We start from the raw sequence: 16,589 nt of genomic DNA on the forward strand, positions 1-16,589 counted from the left end.
CCGCGATCATGCCCCGCACACGAAGAAGCCCCTGCTCATCGAACAGGGACGCCCTTTGCCACAACGCACTCAGTCACCAGCCACCCGGCCAACCGGTCCTGGCCCTCCTCGGTGTTCGCCCGGAACCCGTACGCCGCCCGGATCTCGCCCCGATGCCGCTGGATCGCCTTGCTCTGCCAGTCGTAGTCCGCCCACGCCTCCGCAGGCACCTTGACCTGCTGGGCGACGTACGCCACCGCGGCGGCCGGCACCTCCTTGGCCGACTCCGGGAACCGGGCCTCCACCTCGAAGAACTTCAGCAACAACGCGAACCCGAGCCGGGTCGCCCCGGACTTGTTCCGCACCCGCCTCATGTCGTCTTCGAGCAGCGTCCAGACCTCGATCAGGTCCTCCGGCTCCCAGTCCTGCCGCACCCGCACTCCTCCACCCCGCCCGAGATCACTCGTTCAGCTCAACGAGGCGCCCGACGAGGGGAAACGACGACCACAGCAGTCACACGGCGCTACATGTCCGTTCGCCGTAGCTATACGAGAACAGGGCCGGGTCCGCGTGTGGAAGCGCGGAAGATCCTTGAGCAGCGGGTGCCCGTCCGGCGCCTCGCACGGCGCGCAGTCCACCGCGTCCTTGCCCAGGCTGCCGGGGTTGTGCTCGGAGTGCCGCTTCCCCGTCTCGTCGGGCTCGGAGGCGCGGGTCGGCGGGTGGAAGGCGGTCATCAGCTCCAGGCCCGTGACGGCGGTGGAACCACGCGGCGTCATCACCCGGGACGCATACACACCCAGGAGCCGGGCGAGGTCCGTCGGCGCCAACTGCCCGGCCCCATCCCAGTGGCGGGTGTCGAGCGCGTTCCACGACGGGATGCACAGCTGCACGCAGTTGCGCTCCGCGCCCTGCGCCGGGCGGTAGATCCGCGCCCACGGCCCGAACCCGCGCTTCGTCAGCTTCCACTCCGCGCGCACCAGCTGCTTGATGACCTTGTGCCCCTCCGGGATCCGCCCGGCGAGCCGCTCATCCTCGGAGAGAGCGACCGGCAGGCCGTAGCACTCCAGCGCGGACTGGGTGAGCACGATCAGCGGGTCGGCGTCCTTGCCCGGCCCGGACAGCTTCGGCTGCCCGAGCAGGGCCTCCTTCAGCGTCCAGTCGACCAGGGCCGGGATGGACTTGGCGGGCACGTCCAGGACCAGGCCGCCGACGCAGTACGCGAGAACCTGCCCGTCGACATCGACGACCGCGAGCGGACCGTTGACGAAATGCGGGTCGGCGTCGGCCGGGGTGTTCGCCGGGGCCGCCTTCCGCGCGGCCGGGCGTTGCGACGTCGGCCTGGCGGCGGGCGCCGGGCGCGACGCGACGGCCGGAGCAGTGGCGGGGCGGGACGGGGTGTTCTGTTTGGTCGTCATGACCGCAGCCTCGGGCGCCGGACCTGTGGATACGGCCCGCGCTTCCGGCACCAGGGCGGGAGCGCTCGCGAACGTCGGGGGAACGGCCGTGTCCTGGACGGGCGTTGTTGGCACCGCGGCCCCCGGGGCTGCCTCCGTGTCCGGAGCGGGGAAGCGGGCGGCAAGGTTTTCGAGCAGCCGAGCGTAGGCGGCGCGCTGCGGCGGCCGCGGTTCGGTCCGCCCAGTTTCCCAGTTCCCCACAGCCTTCCGGCGGGTTTCCAGGGCCTTCGCGATCTGGGTCTGGGTCAGCCCCGCTGCCTCACGCAGTCGCTTGCGCTCAGCAGGCGGTGGCCGGTCGTCCTGGGCAACCTTCTCCGTCGAAACGAATGCGGCTTCTAAATCACCGCCATTCGACAACCCACTCCCCTTCTTTGAAGAAATCGATCAGCGAGGGGTAGTCCTCAACCCACTCGTCCCCCACGGCCCCGGCGTAGTTCTCCCTTGAGTTGTTCTGCCCCGGTTTGATGTGGCTGGTTGCAGGACGAGCGCGACTTCTGATGATCTTTCAGGTCTCTACGCCAAAAGATCGTCACAGGAGTCGCGCTCGTGCCCGCATCTTCGCCGATCCCCCCTGCCGTTGGCCAACTCGCGGACCTCGCCCGGGGGGAGGCCGAGCTCGCCACCGACCCGACGACAGTGGAGTCCGAACTGGTCAGCAGGTTGCGGCAGGTCCCGGACCTGCGCGCGAAACGTGGCCGACGCCACGCCCTGGTGGTGATCCTGACACTGACCGCGTGCGCGACGCTGGTGGTCGGCGGCGACTCGATCGCCGCGATCTGGCAGTGGGCGGCCCGTGCCCCGCAGACGAACCTGGCCAGTATCGGCGCTCGGTACAACCCGCTGACCGGCCGTTACCTCGTACCCAGCGAGCGCACCTTCCGGCGCGTGCTCACCCATCTGGACACCGACGCCCTGGACACGGCAACCTGCGGACACGTCGCGGACCTCGCCCGCGGCACCGTGCCGGCGCCGGAGATCCCCGCCACCCCGGGACCAGCGGAACGCGAACAGCGCCGCACCGCCCAGCGCGCAGCCGAGCACCCGGCGCCAGAGGGGCTGCTGCCCGCCGCGGCCCTGGACGGCAAGGCCCTGACCGGCGCCCGCACCGAGAGCGGGCGGGTCTTCCTGGTCGGCGCGATCGACCACGCCAACGGCGCGGTCCTGGGCCAGAGCCAGGTCCCCGACAAGCGCGGCGAGGGCGAGGCAGCCCGGGCCCTGCTCACCCGACTCGGCCTGGACGGAAGGGTGTTCACCCTGGACGCGCTGCACACCACGAAGAAGACCGCCCGCCTGATCACCGGCCCCCTCGGCAGCCACTACGTCCTGATCCTCAAGGGCAACCAGCCCCTCGCGCACGCCGCCGCCCAGATACTGCTGACCGGCACGGACACCGACTTCACCGAGACCACCGCGACCGAGACCGACCGCGGGCACGGCCGCACCGAACGCCGCACCCTGCGCACCGCACCCGCCGGCCACACCCTGTTCCCCGGCGCATCCCAGGTCTTCCGCCTCCGCCGCGACACCGGCAACCTCGACGGCGAATGGACCAGCAAAGAGATCGTCTTCGGCGTCACCAGCCTGCCGCCCGACGTCGCCGGCCCCGCCCACCTCAACCATTACGAGAGGTCCCACTGGACCGTGGAGAACAAGATCCACTGGGTGCGAGACGTCACCTTCCGGGAAGACAACTCCCAGGTCAGGACCGGTACAGCACCCCGAGCCCTGGCCAGCTTCCGCAACCTGGCGATCAGCACCATCCGCCTCGCCGGACGCGCCAACATCGCCCACGCCCGCCGCGACCTCCTCCGCCACAAGGACGCCTTCGCCGTCTACGGCATCTGATCAACCGGCACGGAACCGGACATCACACAACTACGCCGGGGCCGTGACTCGTCCCCACCAGAGATTTTGAGGTTTTCATCAGCAGCCGTGAGAACTAGATAGCTCGGCGGATCATCCGGCAGTTCCTTGATGAAGACGAACCTGCCAGCCTCATCACCTTCCACGATCTTCCCGAGTACGCCAATCCTAATCACACTACACTCGTCTTTCTTTCCGCAGGCCGGGGCCTCCTGCGGGAGGCCCCGGCGCTCACCGAATTTGACTAATCTCCAATGAGTGGAACGACCCCGAGCTCCCGGGCGACTTCGGTGACCGTTCGGTCCGACGATCGCACGAACTCGATCGCGTCCCGCTTGTACTCGTCCGAGTACCGATTCGTGTACTTGCTTCACACCTGACACTGCTTCCTCTGGAACCTCAGATCCCAGTCTCCAGGTGTCCACGATCAAGGGGAAGCTTCACCGCCAGTTCCACCCCACGCAACGACACGAACCCACCCCAGAAGCACAACGATGGCCTGCACAACCCCAGCGGGGTCGTACAGGCCATCATCACGCAGGCCCCTGATTTACCGACAGCGTCAGGGTGCAACCCGACAGGGCCTCAGCCTTGCACAAGCAAACCATCGCGGACTCAGCACCTGGGCCGAACCGTGAAACTCGACAAGGATTTTTGACCCCATGATGCCGACAACTCCGGCCGGACTCTCCGTGACGTTACGGCCTTCTACCGCTCGGAGGTCCATAGTTGGCGGTCAGGGTTGCGGCGTACTCGTCCGGGACGGTCCGGCCCGCGAAGGCCAGCGGGAGATACGACTCCAGTGCGCCATACACCTCCAGGAAGAGCCCGAACTGCGCGCGCCATTCATTCCGTGCGGCTACGTTCGGAAAACCTCGGAAAATTGCAACCTCGGGATCCCTTTCACCCCAGAACCCCCATTTTCCGGAAGGTCCGGTCACAGCGATGACGTTCGAAGAGATTGCAATCGACCCCATGATATCTCCATCTGGCTCGTGACTGATCGCCGCCCAGTAGTCGTCCGCGTCGGCCTCGATGGATAGCGACATCGCCGGGTAAATCCGATACTCCGGAAGGTAGAACGAGTCGCAATCTGGCTCAAGAACCAGCAGTTCGACGTGTCGGTCGCCATGCCATCGCGCCATCGCGCAGAGCGCCGGCCAGAATTCCGGGGTGAGGACCGCATCGAACTCACAGAACAGTGAGTCCTCCATATTTTCTTTGAAAACCTGGTCAGGCAACCTGGCATCAAGTTCGAAGGTGGCTGCGCTACGGGAGCGAACATCCAGGTAGCCGTTGCGATCGATCACGTTCGAACCCGCCTCTGCCATTAGTCCTCACCCAGTCTGATCTTGATGTCGGCCTTCTTGGACCCTGCATTGTAGTAGTCGGCCGTCCACCCTTCGTGACTGTTGGCCTTCCCTCGAAGGAAATACCTTGCCCCATCCTTCTCGTACATGATGTTCGGTCCTTTTTCAGTACGGGCCCACCCATTGTCCTCAAGATTCTCTCCAAATTCCACGGGACCTGCGTCCGTACAGGGACGGGTTCTGGGCCCTTTTTGAAGGTGATCTCGTACAGGCCCAAATCTCCAACCCAAGAGGGCCTGCCGGAAATTCTCCGGCAGGCCCTTCTTCGTTCATCGGGCTCCGATTACTGATCCCATCGATGCATGCATCCCAATCGCCGCTCCCGCAAATTGGACCACATACCAGGAGAGACAGCTATTTCTTCGAGACCATTGAAATCCCACCTGCCGCAAGGGTGAACATTCCGGCCAGCGCCTTTCGGACATCTGGGTCTCGATCGAGTCGCTCCAGCGATTCAAACCTTGCCGGATCAAGATCGATCGTGGCAACTCCGCCAGCCGATCCATCATCCGCAGTCGAGAACAGGAGAAGACATCGGTAGGCCCGAATAATCCCCCCTCTCTCTTCACGCATCAGTGACTGAAGGACGACGCTTCCTTCCTTGACCTGGCTGCGGAGTGCGTTCGCCGAGGACCACCGAGTTGCCCAGCCTCGCCCCTCCGCCTCCAATTGGATCGCAAGTAGCGTCTCGAAGCTGATCTGACAAACGCGGAAGTCAGGGTCGGTCGAGTGGATTAGCGGCATCAGGCACTACTCCCCATCATAGACGTCAATGCGGATTGGTGTATCTGGGTCGATACGCCCGTCCTTGATCCTCGCCACAAGTTCGTCCTTGCGGTGGTGACCTCCCAGAATAGTTCCTTCACGTGAGACGAGAATTCCGTCTCCTTCCCCAGATTTATTGATTCCGTCCAGGAGTTCCTCATTACTTAGTTCCTCGTGATACCATTGCGACGCCGGATCCCGGGTCTTCTGCCCATCGGTATATTTACCGATGTCGCCAGCCTTCTCCTCTCTGAGCGCCTTGCCCAGTCCGTCGTTGATGCGTCCGATGCCGTCCTTCGCGCCGGTGGCGCCGGCGCTGGCAACGGACAGGCCGCCCGCGATTGCGAACGCGCCGGCGATGCAGCCGACACCGGTGAGGCAGAGACCCACACCGCCAATGACACCGTCTGCGCCGGCGTTTGTGAGCACGACGCTGACTACGGTTTCCAAGGCGCCCCACCCGATCTCGGGGTGGGACAAGATGGCGGAGCCGTAGTCTTTGACCTTTGACAGCCAGCCCCACCCGTGGTTCCCGCTCTTCTTCGCGGGGATGGGATCTGGGCCCTTTTTGAAGGTGACCTTGGCCGTTGTGCTGTTCTGGGTCTGGGTGACTACCGCGGTGAAAGTTCCCGCTGTGCCCCCCACTGTGCCCTTGCTCGTGTAGGTCTTGGTGTAGCTCCAGTCCCAGCCGTCCCTGCTCTTGGTCCAGGTCTCGGTACCACCGTTGCAGGAGCTCGAGGCACCACCACACATGCCGTCGGGGCGGAGGCCGGTGGGGTCGGCGAGGGTGACGGGGGTGTTGTTGGCGTAGGCGTAGCCGTTGAGGGATTCGTGGTCGCCGGGGGCGAGGACGGGGTCGACGGAGAGGAAGCGTCCGGTTGCCGGGTCGTACTCGCGGGCGCCCACGTGGGTGAGGCCGGTATCGGCGTCGGCGGGTTTGCCGAGGAAGCCCTTGTCGTCGGGCCAGGCCGACGGCGCCGCAACGCGGGTTTCCCCGAAGGGCTTGGTATAGCGGCGGGTGATGGCCTGGGTGGTGGGGTCCACCGTCATCGAGGCGGTGCCGTGGTGGTCGTCGACCATCCAGTTCAGGCCGGTCTCGGTGCGGACGGCGGTGGCGCCGCCGGCCGCGTAGTAGCGCTGGGCGCTGAACTTCTTGGCGGCGGTGTCGTAGTGGAGTTCCTGGCCGGCCAGGTAGAGGACGGTCTGGTCGGGGCCGCGGCGGATCAGGAGGTCGCCGCCTGCGTCGTAGAGGTAGTCGGTGGTCTTGGTGTCTTCGGTGAGGCGGGTGAGTTCTCCTTCGATGTCCCAGGTGAGGCTCTGTGCGGTGCCGGTGGGGTCGTAGCGCTGGGTGGTGTTGCCCTGTTCGTCGTAGGTGTACGACTTCGCCGTGCCGCCGTTGACCGTGAGCGAGGTCATGGTGTGGGGCTGGCCGGCGCCGTTGGCGTTCACAGTGGGGTAGCCGTAGGCGGTGGTCGTGTTACCCGTGGTCTTGTGCTCGATCTGGGTGTCGCGCAGGCCGCCGGGCTTGTAGGTCCAGCTGGTCCAGTACGGGGCCGGTCCGCCGAGCGCGGACGCCGAGCGTGTGGTGGCGCAGTCGTTGGAGGTCGGGGTCCAGGCTTCGGTCAGGCGGCGGTAGCCGTCGTAGGCGAAGCACTGGGTGTCCTTGCCGGCCGCGTTGTCCGTGACCGACTTGACGTTGCCGGTGGTGTCGTAGGCGTAGTCGACGTCGTTGGTGTAGCCGGTGTTGGTCTGGTCGACGGTGTGGGTGTTGGCCAGGCGGCGGGTGCCGTCCTCGTAGCGGTTGAGGATCTGGAGTTGCTTGGCACCGGTGGAGGTGCCCAGACGGGTCTCCTCGATCTCGCCGTACGGGGAGTAGCCGATGTTCTGGACGTATCCGGTCATGCCGTTGGTGCCGGTGAGCATGCCGAGGTCGTTGTAGCTGTTGGCGACGGTCTCGGCGGGCAGGCCGGCCACCGCGGGCATCGACGTGGACTGGACGGTCCCGTCGATGTTGTAGACGGTGGAGGTGGTGAAGGTCTGCGGCGCGCCGCCGTCGGCGACCAGGGGGTCGCTGGCGGCGATGACGGTCTTGGTGCCCTTGGGGCGGCCGAGGCTGTCGTAGCCGGTGGCGACCTGGGAGTAGATCTTGCCGGTGGTGCCGCCGACGTAGCGGATGGCCGCGGTCGGCTGCCCCTTGGCGAGGGAGTCGTAGGTGTACTTGGTCAGCTGGTGGGCGTTGTCCTTCGTGCCGTCCCAGGTGCCGATCGTGCGGCCGAGCGCGTCGTAGTCGGTGATCAGTGTGCGGGTGACCTGGTTGAGGGTCGTGGTGGTGGTCAGCGGCTGGTCGGCGTCGTTGTAGGTGGTGGTGACGGTGCCCTTGTCGGGGTCGGTGGAGGTGGTCTTGCGGCCGCGCAGGTCGTAGCCGTACGACCAGACGGCGTTGTCCGGGCCCGTCATCTTCGTCAGCCGGCCGGCAGGGTCTTGCTCGTAGAGAGTGCGGGTGTAGTCGCTGCCGGTCGGGACGGGGCCGCCGTACTCACGGCGCTCTATGAGCCTGCCGCGGGCGTCGGCGATGCTGAGGGTGCCGGTGCCGCCCGCGGCGGCGGTGACGGCGGTGCGGTCGCCCTGGTAGTCGGTCTTGGTGCGCCACTTCTCCTGGTCGTAGACCCGGAAGATCGAGTCCGTGGCCCGGCCGGCGCCGTCGTAGACCGTTTCGGTGGAGGCGGGGACGGAACCGGGGAAGGTGTTGGCCAGGGTGCCCGAGGGCGCGTTGTTGTCGTGCACCTGCGCGTTGGAGATGTAGGGCAGGCCGCGGTCGTCGTAGAGGGTCTCGGAGATCACCCTGCCGCCGTTCGGCGCGGGGACCTGCTTCTGGCGGGACCGCAGCAGGCCGTCAAAGATCTCGTAGGAGCTGTTGTAGGTCTTGCCGTCGGCCTTGAGGGCGTCGGTGCGGACCCAGGTCTCCTTGTCGTTGTTGATGCTGTAGGCGTAGACGATGCTGGCGGCGTCGCCGAGCGTGTGGGAGCGGTTCGGCTTCCAGACCGACCGCAGGCGGCCGAGCGCGTCGAAGGACCACTCGGTGATGTTGCCGTTGGCATCGGTGGTCTTGGTGGCCGTGCCCCAGGCCGGGTCCACCTCGGTGGTAGAGGTATAGAGGAGGGGGTCCTGAGTGGTTTTCGTTGTCAGCGGGCCATAGCCGGTGTCGTCGGGGACGTAGGTGGTCTTGACCGTATTGTTGAGGGCGTTGGTCTCGGTGAGCGCCCTGCCCAGCTTGTCGTAGGTGGAGGCGGAGACCTGCTGGTAGACGGGGCTCTTGTCCACCGGGTTGTAGCTGGCGACACGGTAGGTGGCGGTGATGTCGCCCTTGGTGGGCGCCACGCCGACCGCCTGGCCGTCGTAGGCCGTGGTGACGTCGGAGACGACCTTGTCGGGAACCGCTGGCGTGGTCGCACAGGAGACGGAGTAGACCTCGACACGGCTGACCTTGGCCACCAGCCAGTCCGTCGTGTTGCGCACGTACGTCATGCGCTTGCAGGTCTCGTCATCGGTTTTGGTGGCATCCCCGCTGTCCTCGACGGTGATCGGCATGCCGTACGTGGTGTCGTACGTAGTCGTCTGCTTGACCGTGCGGGTGCCGGTGGAGGTCTTGGTGCGAGTGGCGGCCTCACCGGCCTGGACGATCCAGGACTCGGTGGTGCCCCAGCTGTAGGCGTGGCTTCCGCTCTTGTGGGACCAGGGGGTGTTGATGGTGCCGCTGATCTCGTCGGTGGCGTTGTAGGCGATGGTCTCGCGGACGAAGCCGGCGTACTGGCGGGAGTCGTCGATGGCGGTGCCGGTGGAGTCGGTGACCGTCGCCACCCGGGCGGTGCCGTCGAGTTCCTTCTCGCCGTTCAGGCCGCGCATGTAGAGAGTGGACTTCTTGGAGCGCGGGCCCTCGGAGTCGCCGGCGGTCTCCACGACCTTGCCGTAGCCGCGCCATTGCGACCAGGTGCGGTTGGAGGTCTTGGTCAGGCCCTCGTCGTCGGAGTAGGCCCAGCCGGCGCCGCCCTGGTAGTCGTAGTACGTCTCGCCGGTGTCGCCGTGGCCGTAGGGGTCGTCCTGGAAGACGGAGGTGACCACGTACTTGTGGAACCAGTCGGTGACCGGGGTCGCCCCGGACTGGGACCACTTGACCGGGAAGCAGCGGCGGGTGTTCTTGTCGATGTCCGCCGGCATGCTGGTGCCCCAGATGCAGTCGGGGTCGGAGTAGTTGGCGGTGAGGGTCGAGCCGGTCTCGGACTTGATGGTGCGCACGCGCCACTTGATGTAGCGCAGGGTGTCCGGGCCGCTGCCCTCGACGTGGTTGGACAGCTGGATGCCGCCGAAGACGACCGCCGGTGTGGCTGCCGCGGTGGTGTTGGCCTTGCCGGTGTTCTGGATGGACTTCAGCCACAGGCTCGCCGAGGAGGCATCACCCGTGTCGGGGAAGTCCTGCTCCAGGTGCCAGGTGTCCACGTCCCGGCGGGTGGTGCCGGTGCCGGTCCACACCGAAGTGGTGACGTCGGTGAGGCGCTTGCGGGTGAAGAAGGACGGGCCGATCTGGGTGGTGCACTTGGTGCTGGCCGCGCAGATCATGTCGAAGGGCACATCGGGCCAGTTGGCCTTGGTGGCCGAGGTCAGGCTGGAGCAGCCGCCCGAGGTGACGCAGCGCTCGGCGTAGGTGAAGCTGACCTGCTGGGCGGCGGGCTTGGAGTAGATCAGGTCGCTGCGCAGGCCGTAGTCGATGCGGTCGAGGTAGCCGCCGCGGGTGTAGGCGGTGCCGTTGACGGTGGTGTCGGCGTTCTTGGAGTAGTAGTTCGTCTCCGGGGTGTACCAGTAGGTGGAGGCGTTGCCGTGGGTGTCCACGACGTAGTCCAGGTTCCAGCGCCAGGCCTGGTTGCAGGAGGAGTCGGCGAAGCCGGTGGACTTGTAGCAGGGCTCGCCTGAGTCGTCGCCGAAGACCGGGGCGGTCCGCACGGAGTTGGTGACCGGGTCGTCGTCGGTGGTGGCGGTGGTGCCCTTGTCGCTCCAGCCGGGCAGCCGTTGCTTGCCGAAGACGTACTGGGTGCCGGAGGTGTCCGTGACCTTCCAGTACTCGGTGTTGTCATCGCCGTTGCCGGTGGCGCCGGTGAGGTGCTCGACGCGGGTGCCGTCGTCGTTCTTCAGCTTCCAGGTGCCGCCGGACGCCTGGGACAGGGCGGCGGTGTCGCAGGCCGCCTTGTCGGTGCAGGTGTTGACCAGCTCGACGGCTTTGCCGTTGAGGACCAGGGTGGCGTTGGCGTACTTCCAGCACAGGTCGCCCTTGCCGGACTGGCCGTCGTCCTTACAGTCGGCGTACTTGCGCTCGATGTAGGACTCAGTGATCGAGAAGCCTTCGCCGATCACGGAGGTCTGGCTGTTCTCCCCGGCCGTGCGGCCGTCCACCGAGGCGGAGTTGTAGGAGATCGACAGATTCGGGGACGGGCCAGCGGTCGCGGGGGGAACGCGCAGCGGGTAGTTCCAGGTGAAGTCACCCGTGCTGCCGCCGGCCTCCCAGGTCGCGGTCGGGGACAGCGAGGTGGCGCCGTAGTCGCCTCCGCCGCCCGAACTCGCGGCGGCCGCCGCCAACAGCACCGGGGTGCCGGTGGTGAGGGCGCGGGCGGAGAGTGTGCCGGTCAGGGTCTGGGAATCCGCGTCGTTGTCCGCGCCCGCCACCGGGGTCTGGGTGCGGCAGGACTTCTTCTCCGGGGTGGTCAGCGCACACGCCGGGAGTGTCACCAGGCGCAGCCGGGGGCCGAAGTTGCCGCCGTAGACATCGTTGAAGGAGGAGTAGTCCAGAGAAAGGCGGAGCCGGTCGGTGTCGCCGGTGGACTTCTTGGCGGCACCGGCCGGGTCGACGGTGAGCAGGACGCCGTTGACGCCCGCCTTCTTCGCGGCCGACTGGGCGTGGACGCTGAGCGCCACCTTCTCAGCCGGACCGGTGGCCTTCGCCGCCGTCTTCTTCTTCGCCGTCCTGGGTGCCGGGGCGGCGGGCTGCTGGGCCAGCTCCACGCCGAGCCCGCCGACGGTGACAGCGGCCTCGCCGGTCGCCGCGACCTTGAGCGTGGTCTTCCCGGCCTTGGGCCAGGCGGCCTTCTTGAGCCGGTCACGTGTCTCGCGGGACGCGGGGGCGGCCTTGTCCTTCGGGGCCTTGGACGTGCCTGGCTTGAGCACGCCCACCTTGTCGATCTTTGCGTCAGGCCGGTCCTCCAACTTCTTGCGGGCCGCCGCGGACTGGGCCTGGGCAGTGAAGTCGTAGCCGGAAGGAACCACGACTTGTGGAAGAAGGGTTAAAGAGACGACCAGTGCGCCACGGCCGAGCCAGCGGCGTATGACCGCCCCTGGCAAGCGTGGGCGGAAAGGTGATGAAGACACGGTATTATCCCGGTTCTCGGAAATGGGCAGGAAGCGCTCGGGTGACGGCGTCGGCACCCCGTAACGCTGGATCTCGGTGGCGCGTCCTCACACGCGCGCCGTGGTGCAAGCGGAACGGGTCAGAGCGGGTGAGGGAACCCGCGCTGACCCGTTCCGCTGCTACTGCTGTTCGGCGTTGTACCGGTTGGCGATCGTGTCGGTGGAAGTGGCTCCGGCCCAGACACGGACGCTGTCGATCGATCCGGGGAAGTAGCGCGCAGCAGCGCCGTTGATCTTCGCCCGGCCGATCTCGAACGCTCCCCCGCCCTGCCAGGGGGCTGGGTACGACACGCCGTCCTCATCGCCCATCCGGGCACTGTTCACGTAGAGCTTGAGGCCGCCGAGCTTGGAAGTGTCGAGGGCGTCGGCTGCCGCCTGGGCGTCATAGACGACCGTCAGCATGACCGGCACGCCCAGCTGGGCCGTGGGCAAGGCGTCGGACTCGCTCTCGGTCCAGGCCGCCCCGGTGCCGTCCTTGTCGGGACGGCCGAATGTCCACCGTCCCTGGGTGCTGCCGGCCGGCTGCTCGTACCAGACGCCCCAGGAGGACTGGCTCGTCCCCGACTGGCCCAAGACTTGCACCGAGTACGACTTACTGGTGTCGGCGAGCTTGGCGGGGTCCAGCGTGACCCAGGCGGTCGCGGTGAACGAACCGGAGTCGTCGACGACCGGACCAGTGGCGCCGGCATACGCGCTGGTGCCGTTGAGGGTCATCGTCTGCTTGGTCGTGACCTCTTCGCCGATGTCCGGGTCACCGAGGGTGTACTGGGTGAGCGCGGCCCCGTTGAGGGTGAGGTTCCGGCCGAAGCCGCTGGTGTCCTTGACCGTGGTGCCGGTCGCGTTGGCCATGTCGGTGGCGTCCCACTTGGCGACGATCGCCGGGACGGGGGCGTCGGCCGTACCGTCGCTGAGGTCCTCGTCCTCCAGCCAGGCGTCGTGGGCGACCTCGGTGTCCGCGAGAGCGCGGGACCAGACCTTCACCTCATCGATGGTTCCGGAGAAGTACTCCTTGCCGGTCGCGGCGTGCCACAGGCGTCCGACTTGAAGGTTGCCGGGCGCCTTCCACGGGGTGGTGAAGGGGACCGGGTTGCCCTGGGGAACGCCGTTGACGTAGAGCTGGAGGGTCTGCCCGGCCGCGTCGTAGACGCCCGCCAGGTGGGTCCAAGCGTTCAGGACGGGGGGCTTGGTGCCGATCGAGCGGGTGATCGCCGGGTCGGTGACATCCGTCTGATGGCGGTTGAAGATCCAGGCGTTGTAGGCCGTGGAGTAGTACAGCTGGAACCCGGAGGCGTTCGTGCCCGCCTGGGACAGGACGGTGTAGTTGACGTCCTTCTTCGTCAGACGCGCCCAGGCCGAGACGGTGAAGGACTTGGTGGTGTCCAGGACCGCGCCGGAGGTGGAGAGGTAGGCGCTCGTGCCGTTGAGCTTTGCCGCACCGGAGCCGCTGCGGGACAGGGTGTCCCAGGTGGCCCCCGAGGAGGTCAGCGGATGCTGGGTGGCGGTGGTGGAGTCGGTGAGGGCGTTGTCCAGGTGCCAGATCCCCGAGGGCGTTTCGGCGCCCTTCACCAGGAAGCTGTAGTAGCCGGTGAGCGAGCTGTGGCCGGCCGCGTCAAAGCCCCAGACCTGGACGGTGTTCTCACCGGCCTGGTTCGGCGGGATCGTCTGAGTGGTGGCCGTGCCCTTGGGGACCGGGATCGGGTTGGAGAGCGCGCCGCTGTTCAGCTTCCACTTGTAGCTGACGACGTCCGACTGGATGCCGGGCGTGGTGGGGTTGGTGTCCGCGGGGGTGAAGGTGAACTTGCCCGGCGTGCCCACCCCGCCCGCAGCCTCATTGGTCTCGGCCGGCTTGTAGACGCCGTCCGCGCTGGTCACCACCGGAGGCGGCGGCGAATCGGTATCGACCCGGAAGTAGCACCAGGACGACCAGGCCGAGTCCAGCACACCAGTGACGCCCCGGTCCGTCTTGTAATACGCCTGCGTCTTGACCCGCATCTGGTAGTCCGTCTGCGCCGGCAGCACGCTGGTGGACGCATCGCGGACGGCGTTGTCGGCCACCCAGGCGGCGTCCGGCGAGGCCGCGGACCAGACGCGGCTGGAGCCGTCGGCCTTCCACACCTCGAACATGGCGCGCAGCTGGGCGTTGGAGCCGTCCGCCGACTGCACCGTGGCCAGCATCTTCGGCTTGGTGGCGCTGGTGGCGAACGGCAGCGCGGAGGTGTTGCAGGCCCGTCCGGTGGTGCCCTGCTGGACGCCGTACGAGGTCGGCTTGTCCGGGTAGGAGATGTAGGTCACCGACAGCTTCGCGTCGTTGCGGAACCGCGCCCAGGCGGCCGCGTCGGACTCGTCGTGCGCGGTCAGCGAGAAGGTGATCTGCGCCGTCTTGTTCGCGGCGTAGGACGCGAGTGTTGTCGTCAGGTTCTCATTCGTCTCGTCCAGGTTGTCGCTGAAGCGCACCCAGTTCGCCGGCTGCGAAGGGCTGCACAGGCTGCCCCGTCCGTAGGCCACGTTCCGGTCGCCCATCAGGTCCACCCCGGTGGGGCGGGACGACCAGGTGGTGCTGGATGAGATGCCCTTGTCCACGCGGCTCAGGTCGTACCAGTGCGCATCGCAGGTGAACGTCCATGTCTGGTACACCTCCATCGTCGCGTCCAGGACCTTCTTGCCGTGGATCGACGAGAGCGGGTACTCGAAGTACATGCGCTGCGTGTAGGGGCTGTTGGAGCAGAGGTAGCCGCCGTAGTTGGAGCAGCGCCCCACACCCTTGTCCCCGTCGAACTTCCAGTACTTGCTGCCGTTGGACGCAAGAGCCGTCCAGTCGCCCAGCGTCACGCCCTTGGTCGGCGGATCGATGTAGACCGGGAAGACGGTGTCCTCGCCGCGGAGCAGGGCCGGATCGGGCGTGATCTCCAGGGTGGTGTCGGTGACCTTGAGCGGAAGCTCGGCCGCCGCGTCACCGCTGCCGGGGCCCTCCGAAGGGCCTGGCTCGCCAGCGGCGGCGGGCAGTGGGGCCGGCTCCGTTGTCTCCGCCTCGCCCTTCGCCTCTGCCGAAGAAGCAGTAGTGCGGGCGAGTTGCGTGGTGACGCCGGCCGTGGCGGAGCCAGTGGCCGGGGTGTCACCGGCCGAGTCCCACATCCGCCCTGCCGGGCTCTCGAAGACCGGAGTGCCGTCGCCGTCGCGCGCGATGAGACCGCCGTCGGCCGTCTGGCCGATGTCCAGGCCGCCGCCGGAGACGGTCATTCTGATCGTCGTGAGCGCCGGGTTCTTCGCCGCCTCCGCAGTCTTGACCACGAGCAACGACGTGTAGCCGGAACTCAGCGCGGTCAGTTTCAGATCGACGTCCGGGAGCACACCGGCGTAGGTCGCGGTGTCGCCGTCGAGTTGGGGCTCGGGAAGCGCGGTGGGCCAGCCGAGCTGCAGCTTGTGCCTCCCGTCCGCCAGTGTGACCAGTCCGTCCTTGCTGCCGCCGCCCGAGAAGGTGAGACCGGGCGTCGTGTTCTTCGCCCGCACAGAGCCGTCAGCCTCGCGCACGAGGGTGGTGTCGATGGGGGCCCAGGTGCCGTCGTCTTTCCGGGCACGGACCGGAGCCGCGTTCATCTCCTGCGTAAACGTGCCGTCCGGATTGGCGAAAACCTGGGACGACTCGGTGGTCGCCGCCTCCACGGCCACCCGCTCACCGGTCTCCGCCGCGCGAGTACCCGCCTCCGACTCCGGAGTCCTGTCAGCCGCTACCGAGGCTGCACCGTCATCAGCGAGTGCCGGAGCCGCCCCGGCCCCGATCACCGGAACCACACCTCCCAGGAGCGTGACGGCTATCACCCCACTGCGCACCACCTCACGCCAGCCCTGCCGCCTCTTTTGTGAAAACACACCCCACCCGTTCCCTTAACTCTTCCTTACAAGAAACTGTGAGGATCATGTGTTGACTGATCATTTAGTGGCTGTTGTCGTTCCGAATCTGAGGCCGGTGTTTGCGCTGCTCAGGCATAGGGCCGGTGATTCGGTGGGAGTGGTGGTGTGTTGTGTCGTCGCTCCCCGGGAGGTTGTGGATGCCGTCGGTCGTCGGACTGCTGGAAGAGCATGAGCTCGCTGCTCGCCGTCGGGTCGACGGATTGCGTGAGGAAGCCGATCGCATCCAGGCCGAACTGGCCGCGGCTGAGCAGGAATGGCAGGAGTGGGTGATCGCCCGCAGGCGAGTGGGCACGGTCCTGGATCCGAACGGCGGCAGCATCGCCGATGAGGAGGCCGCCTCTGGCCCACGGGACGCGGACGCGCGCTCGGTGCCCGGCCAGGCGGCGAAGGCGAAGTCGCAGGTGCCGGTGTGGCGTGAGGGGCTGGCCTGGTCGGTACTGTCGGTGGACTATCAGCGCATCCTTCAGGCCCTCGCGGACCGGCATCGGCTCCGTCAAGGGCCGCTGACCTGCCAGGAGATGGCCGTGGCGTTCGGCCTGGACGCAGTGCCGGCGAAGGTGGAGGCGCTGCGGTCGAAGGCGAAACGCCTGGTCGCGCGGGGCTGGCTGGCCGAGCGGCAGCCGGGCCGGTTCACCCTGGCCCAGGGCCTGGCCGGGCAAGGCGGCGCGTCATAAGCAGGGTCATCGACCAGTAGATCATCGCTTCGGCGCTGGTGGTGCGGCGTTCGTAGTCGCGGGCCAGGCGGCGGGTGCGCATCAGGTGGGCGAAGAGGCGCTCGACGATCCACCTCCTAATGATG

The 16,589-nt window shown here is 67.2% G+C and carries 6 protein-coding genes and 3 pseudogenes; 2 read left to right on the forward strand and 7 right to left on the reverse strand.

Features of this window, described 5'->3' with window-relative positions:
* Positions 1 to 35: 35 nt before the first annotated feature.
* Together OG819_RS46590 and OG819_RS46595 are read right to left on the reverse strand one after the other, a co-directional pair.
* Entirely contained in the window at positions 36 to 413 is a 378-nt protein-coding gene (locus OG819_RS46590) for a DUF4158 domain-containing protein (protein ID WP_266637491.1), read from the reverse strand.
* A 138-nt stretch (positions 414 to 551) separates the two neighbouring features.
* A pseudogene (locus OG819_RS46595) lies at positions 552 to 1,790 on the reverse strand (helix-turn-helix domain-containing protein); the annotation flags it as partial.
* 189 nt (positions 1,791 to 1,979) lie between these two features.
* On the opposite strand from OG819_RS46595, the gene OG819_RS46600 reads away from it, so the two are divergent.
* Positions 1,980 to 3,278: an ISAs1 family transposase gene (locus tag OG819_RS46600; protein ID WP_266648190.1), complete on the forward strand. Its 1,299-nt coding sequence runs from the start codon at positions 1,980 to 1,982 to the stop codon at positions 3,276 to 3,278.
* 262 nt (positions 3,279 to 3,540) lie between these two features.
* Here OG819_RS46600 and OG819_RS59260 read toward each other — a convergent pair.
* The 4 genes and pseudogenes from OG819_RS59260 to OG819_RS46615 all read right to left on the reverse strand — a co-directional run.
* Positions 3,541 to 3,642 (reverse strand): annotated as a pseudogene (locus tag OG819_RS59260) (hypothetical protein); the annotation flags it as partial.
* 352 nt (positions 3,643 to 3,994) lie between these two features.
* Complete coding sequence (locus OG819_RS46605) at positions 3,995 to 4,606, reverse strand: hypothetical protein (protein ID WP_266637499.1); 612 nt, start codon at positions 4,604 to 4,606, stop codon at positions 3,995 to 3,997.
* A gap of 810 nt (positions 4,607 to 5,416) precedes the next feature.
* A complete protein-coding gene (locus OG819_RS46610) occupies positions 5,417 to 11,740 on the reverse strand; it encodes an RHS repeat-associated core domain-containing protein (protein ID WP_266655797.1) in 6,324 nt (2,107 codons plus the stop codon).
* 261 nt (positions 11,741 to 12,001) lie between these two features.
* A complete protein-coding gene (locus tag OG819_RS46615; protein ID WP_266656501.1) occupies positions 12,002 to 15,547 on the reverse strand; it encodes a LamG-like jellyroll fold domain-containing protein in 3,546 nt (1,181 codons plus the stop codon).
* 380 nt (positions 15,548 to 15,927) lie between these two features.
* On the opposite strand from OG819_RS46615, the gene OG819_RS46620 reads away from it, so the two are divergent.
* Positions 15,928 to 16,464, forward strand: a complete 537-nt coding sequence (locus OG819_RS46620; RefSeq protein ID WP_266637144.1) for a hypothetical protein — start codon at positions 15,928 to 15,930, stop codon at positions 16,462 to 16,464.
* Here OG819_RS46620 and OG819_RS46625 read toward each other — a convergent pair.
* Positions 16,421 to 16,588, reverse strand: a pseudogene (locus tag OG819_RS46625) (transposase); the annotation flags it as partial. The gene OG819_RS46620 and the pseudogene OG819_RS46625 overlap by 44 nt on opposite strands.
* Between the last annotated feature and the right edge of the window lies 1 nt (position 16,589).

Source organism: Streptomyces sp. NBC_01549, from assembly GCF_026339955.1.
Classification (GTDB): Bacteria; Actinomycetota; Actinomycetes; order Streptomycetales; family Streptomycetaceae; genus Streptomyces.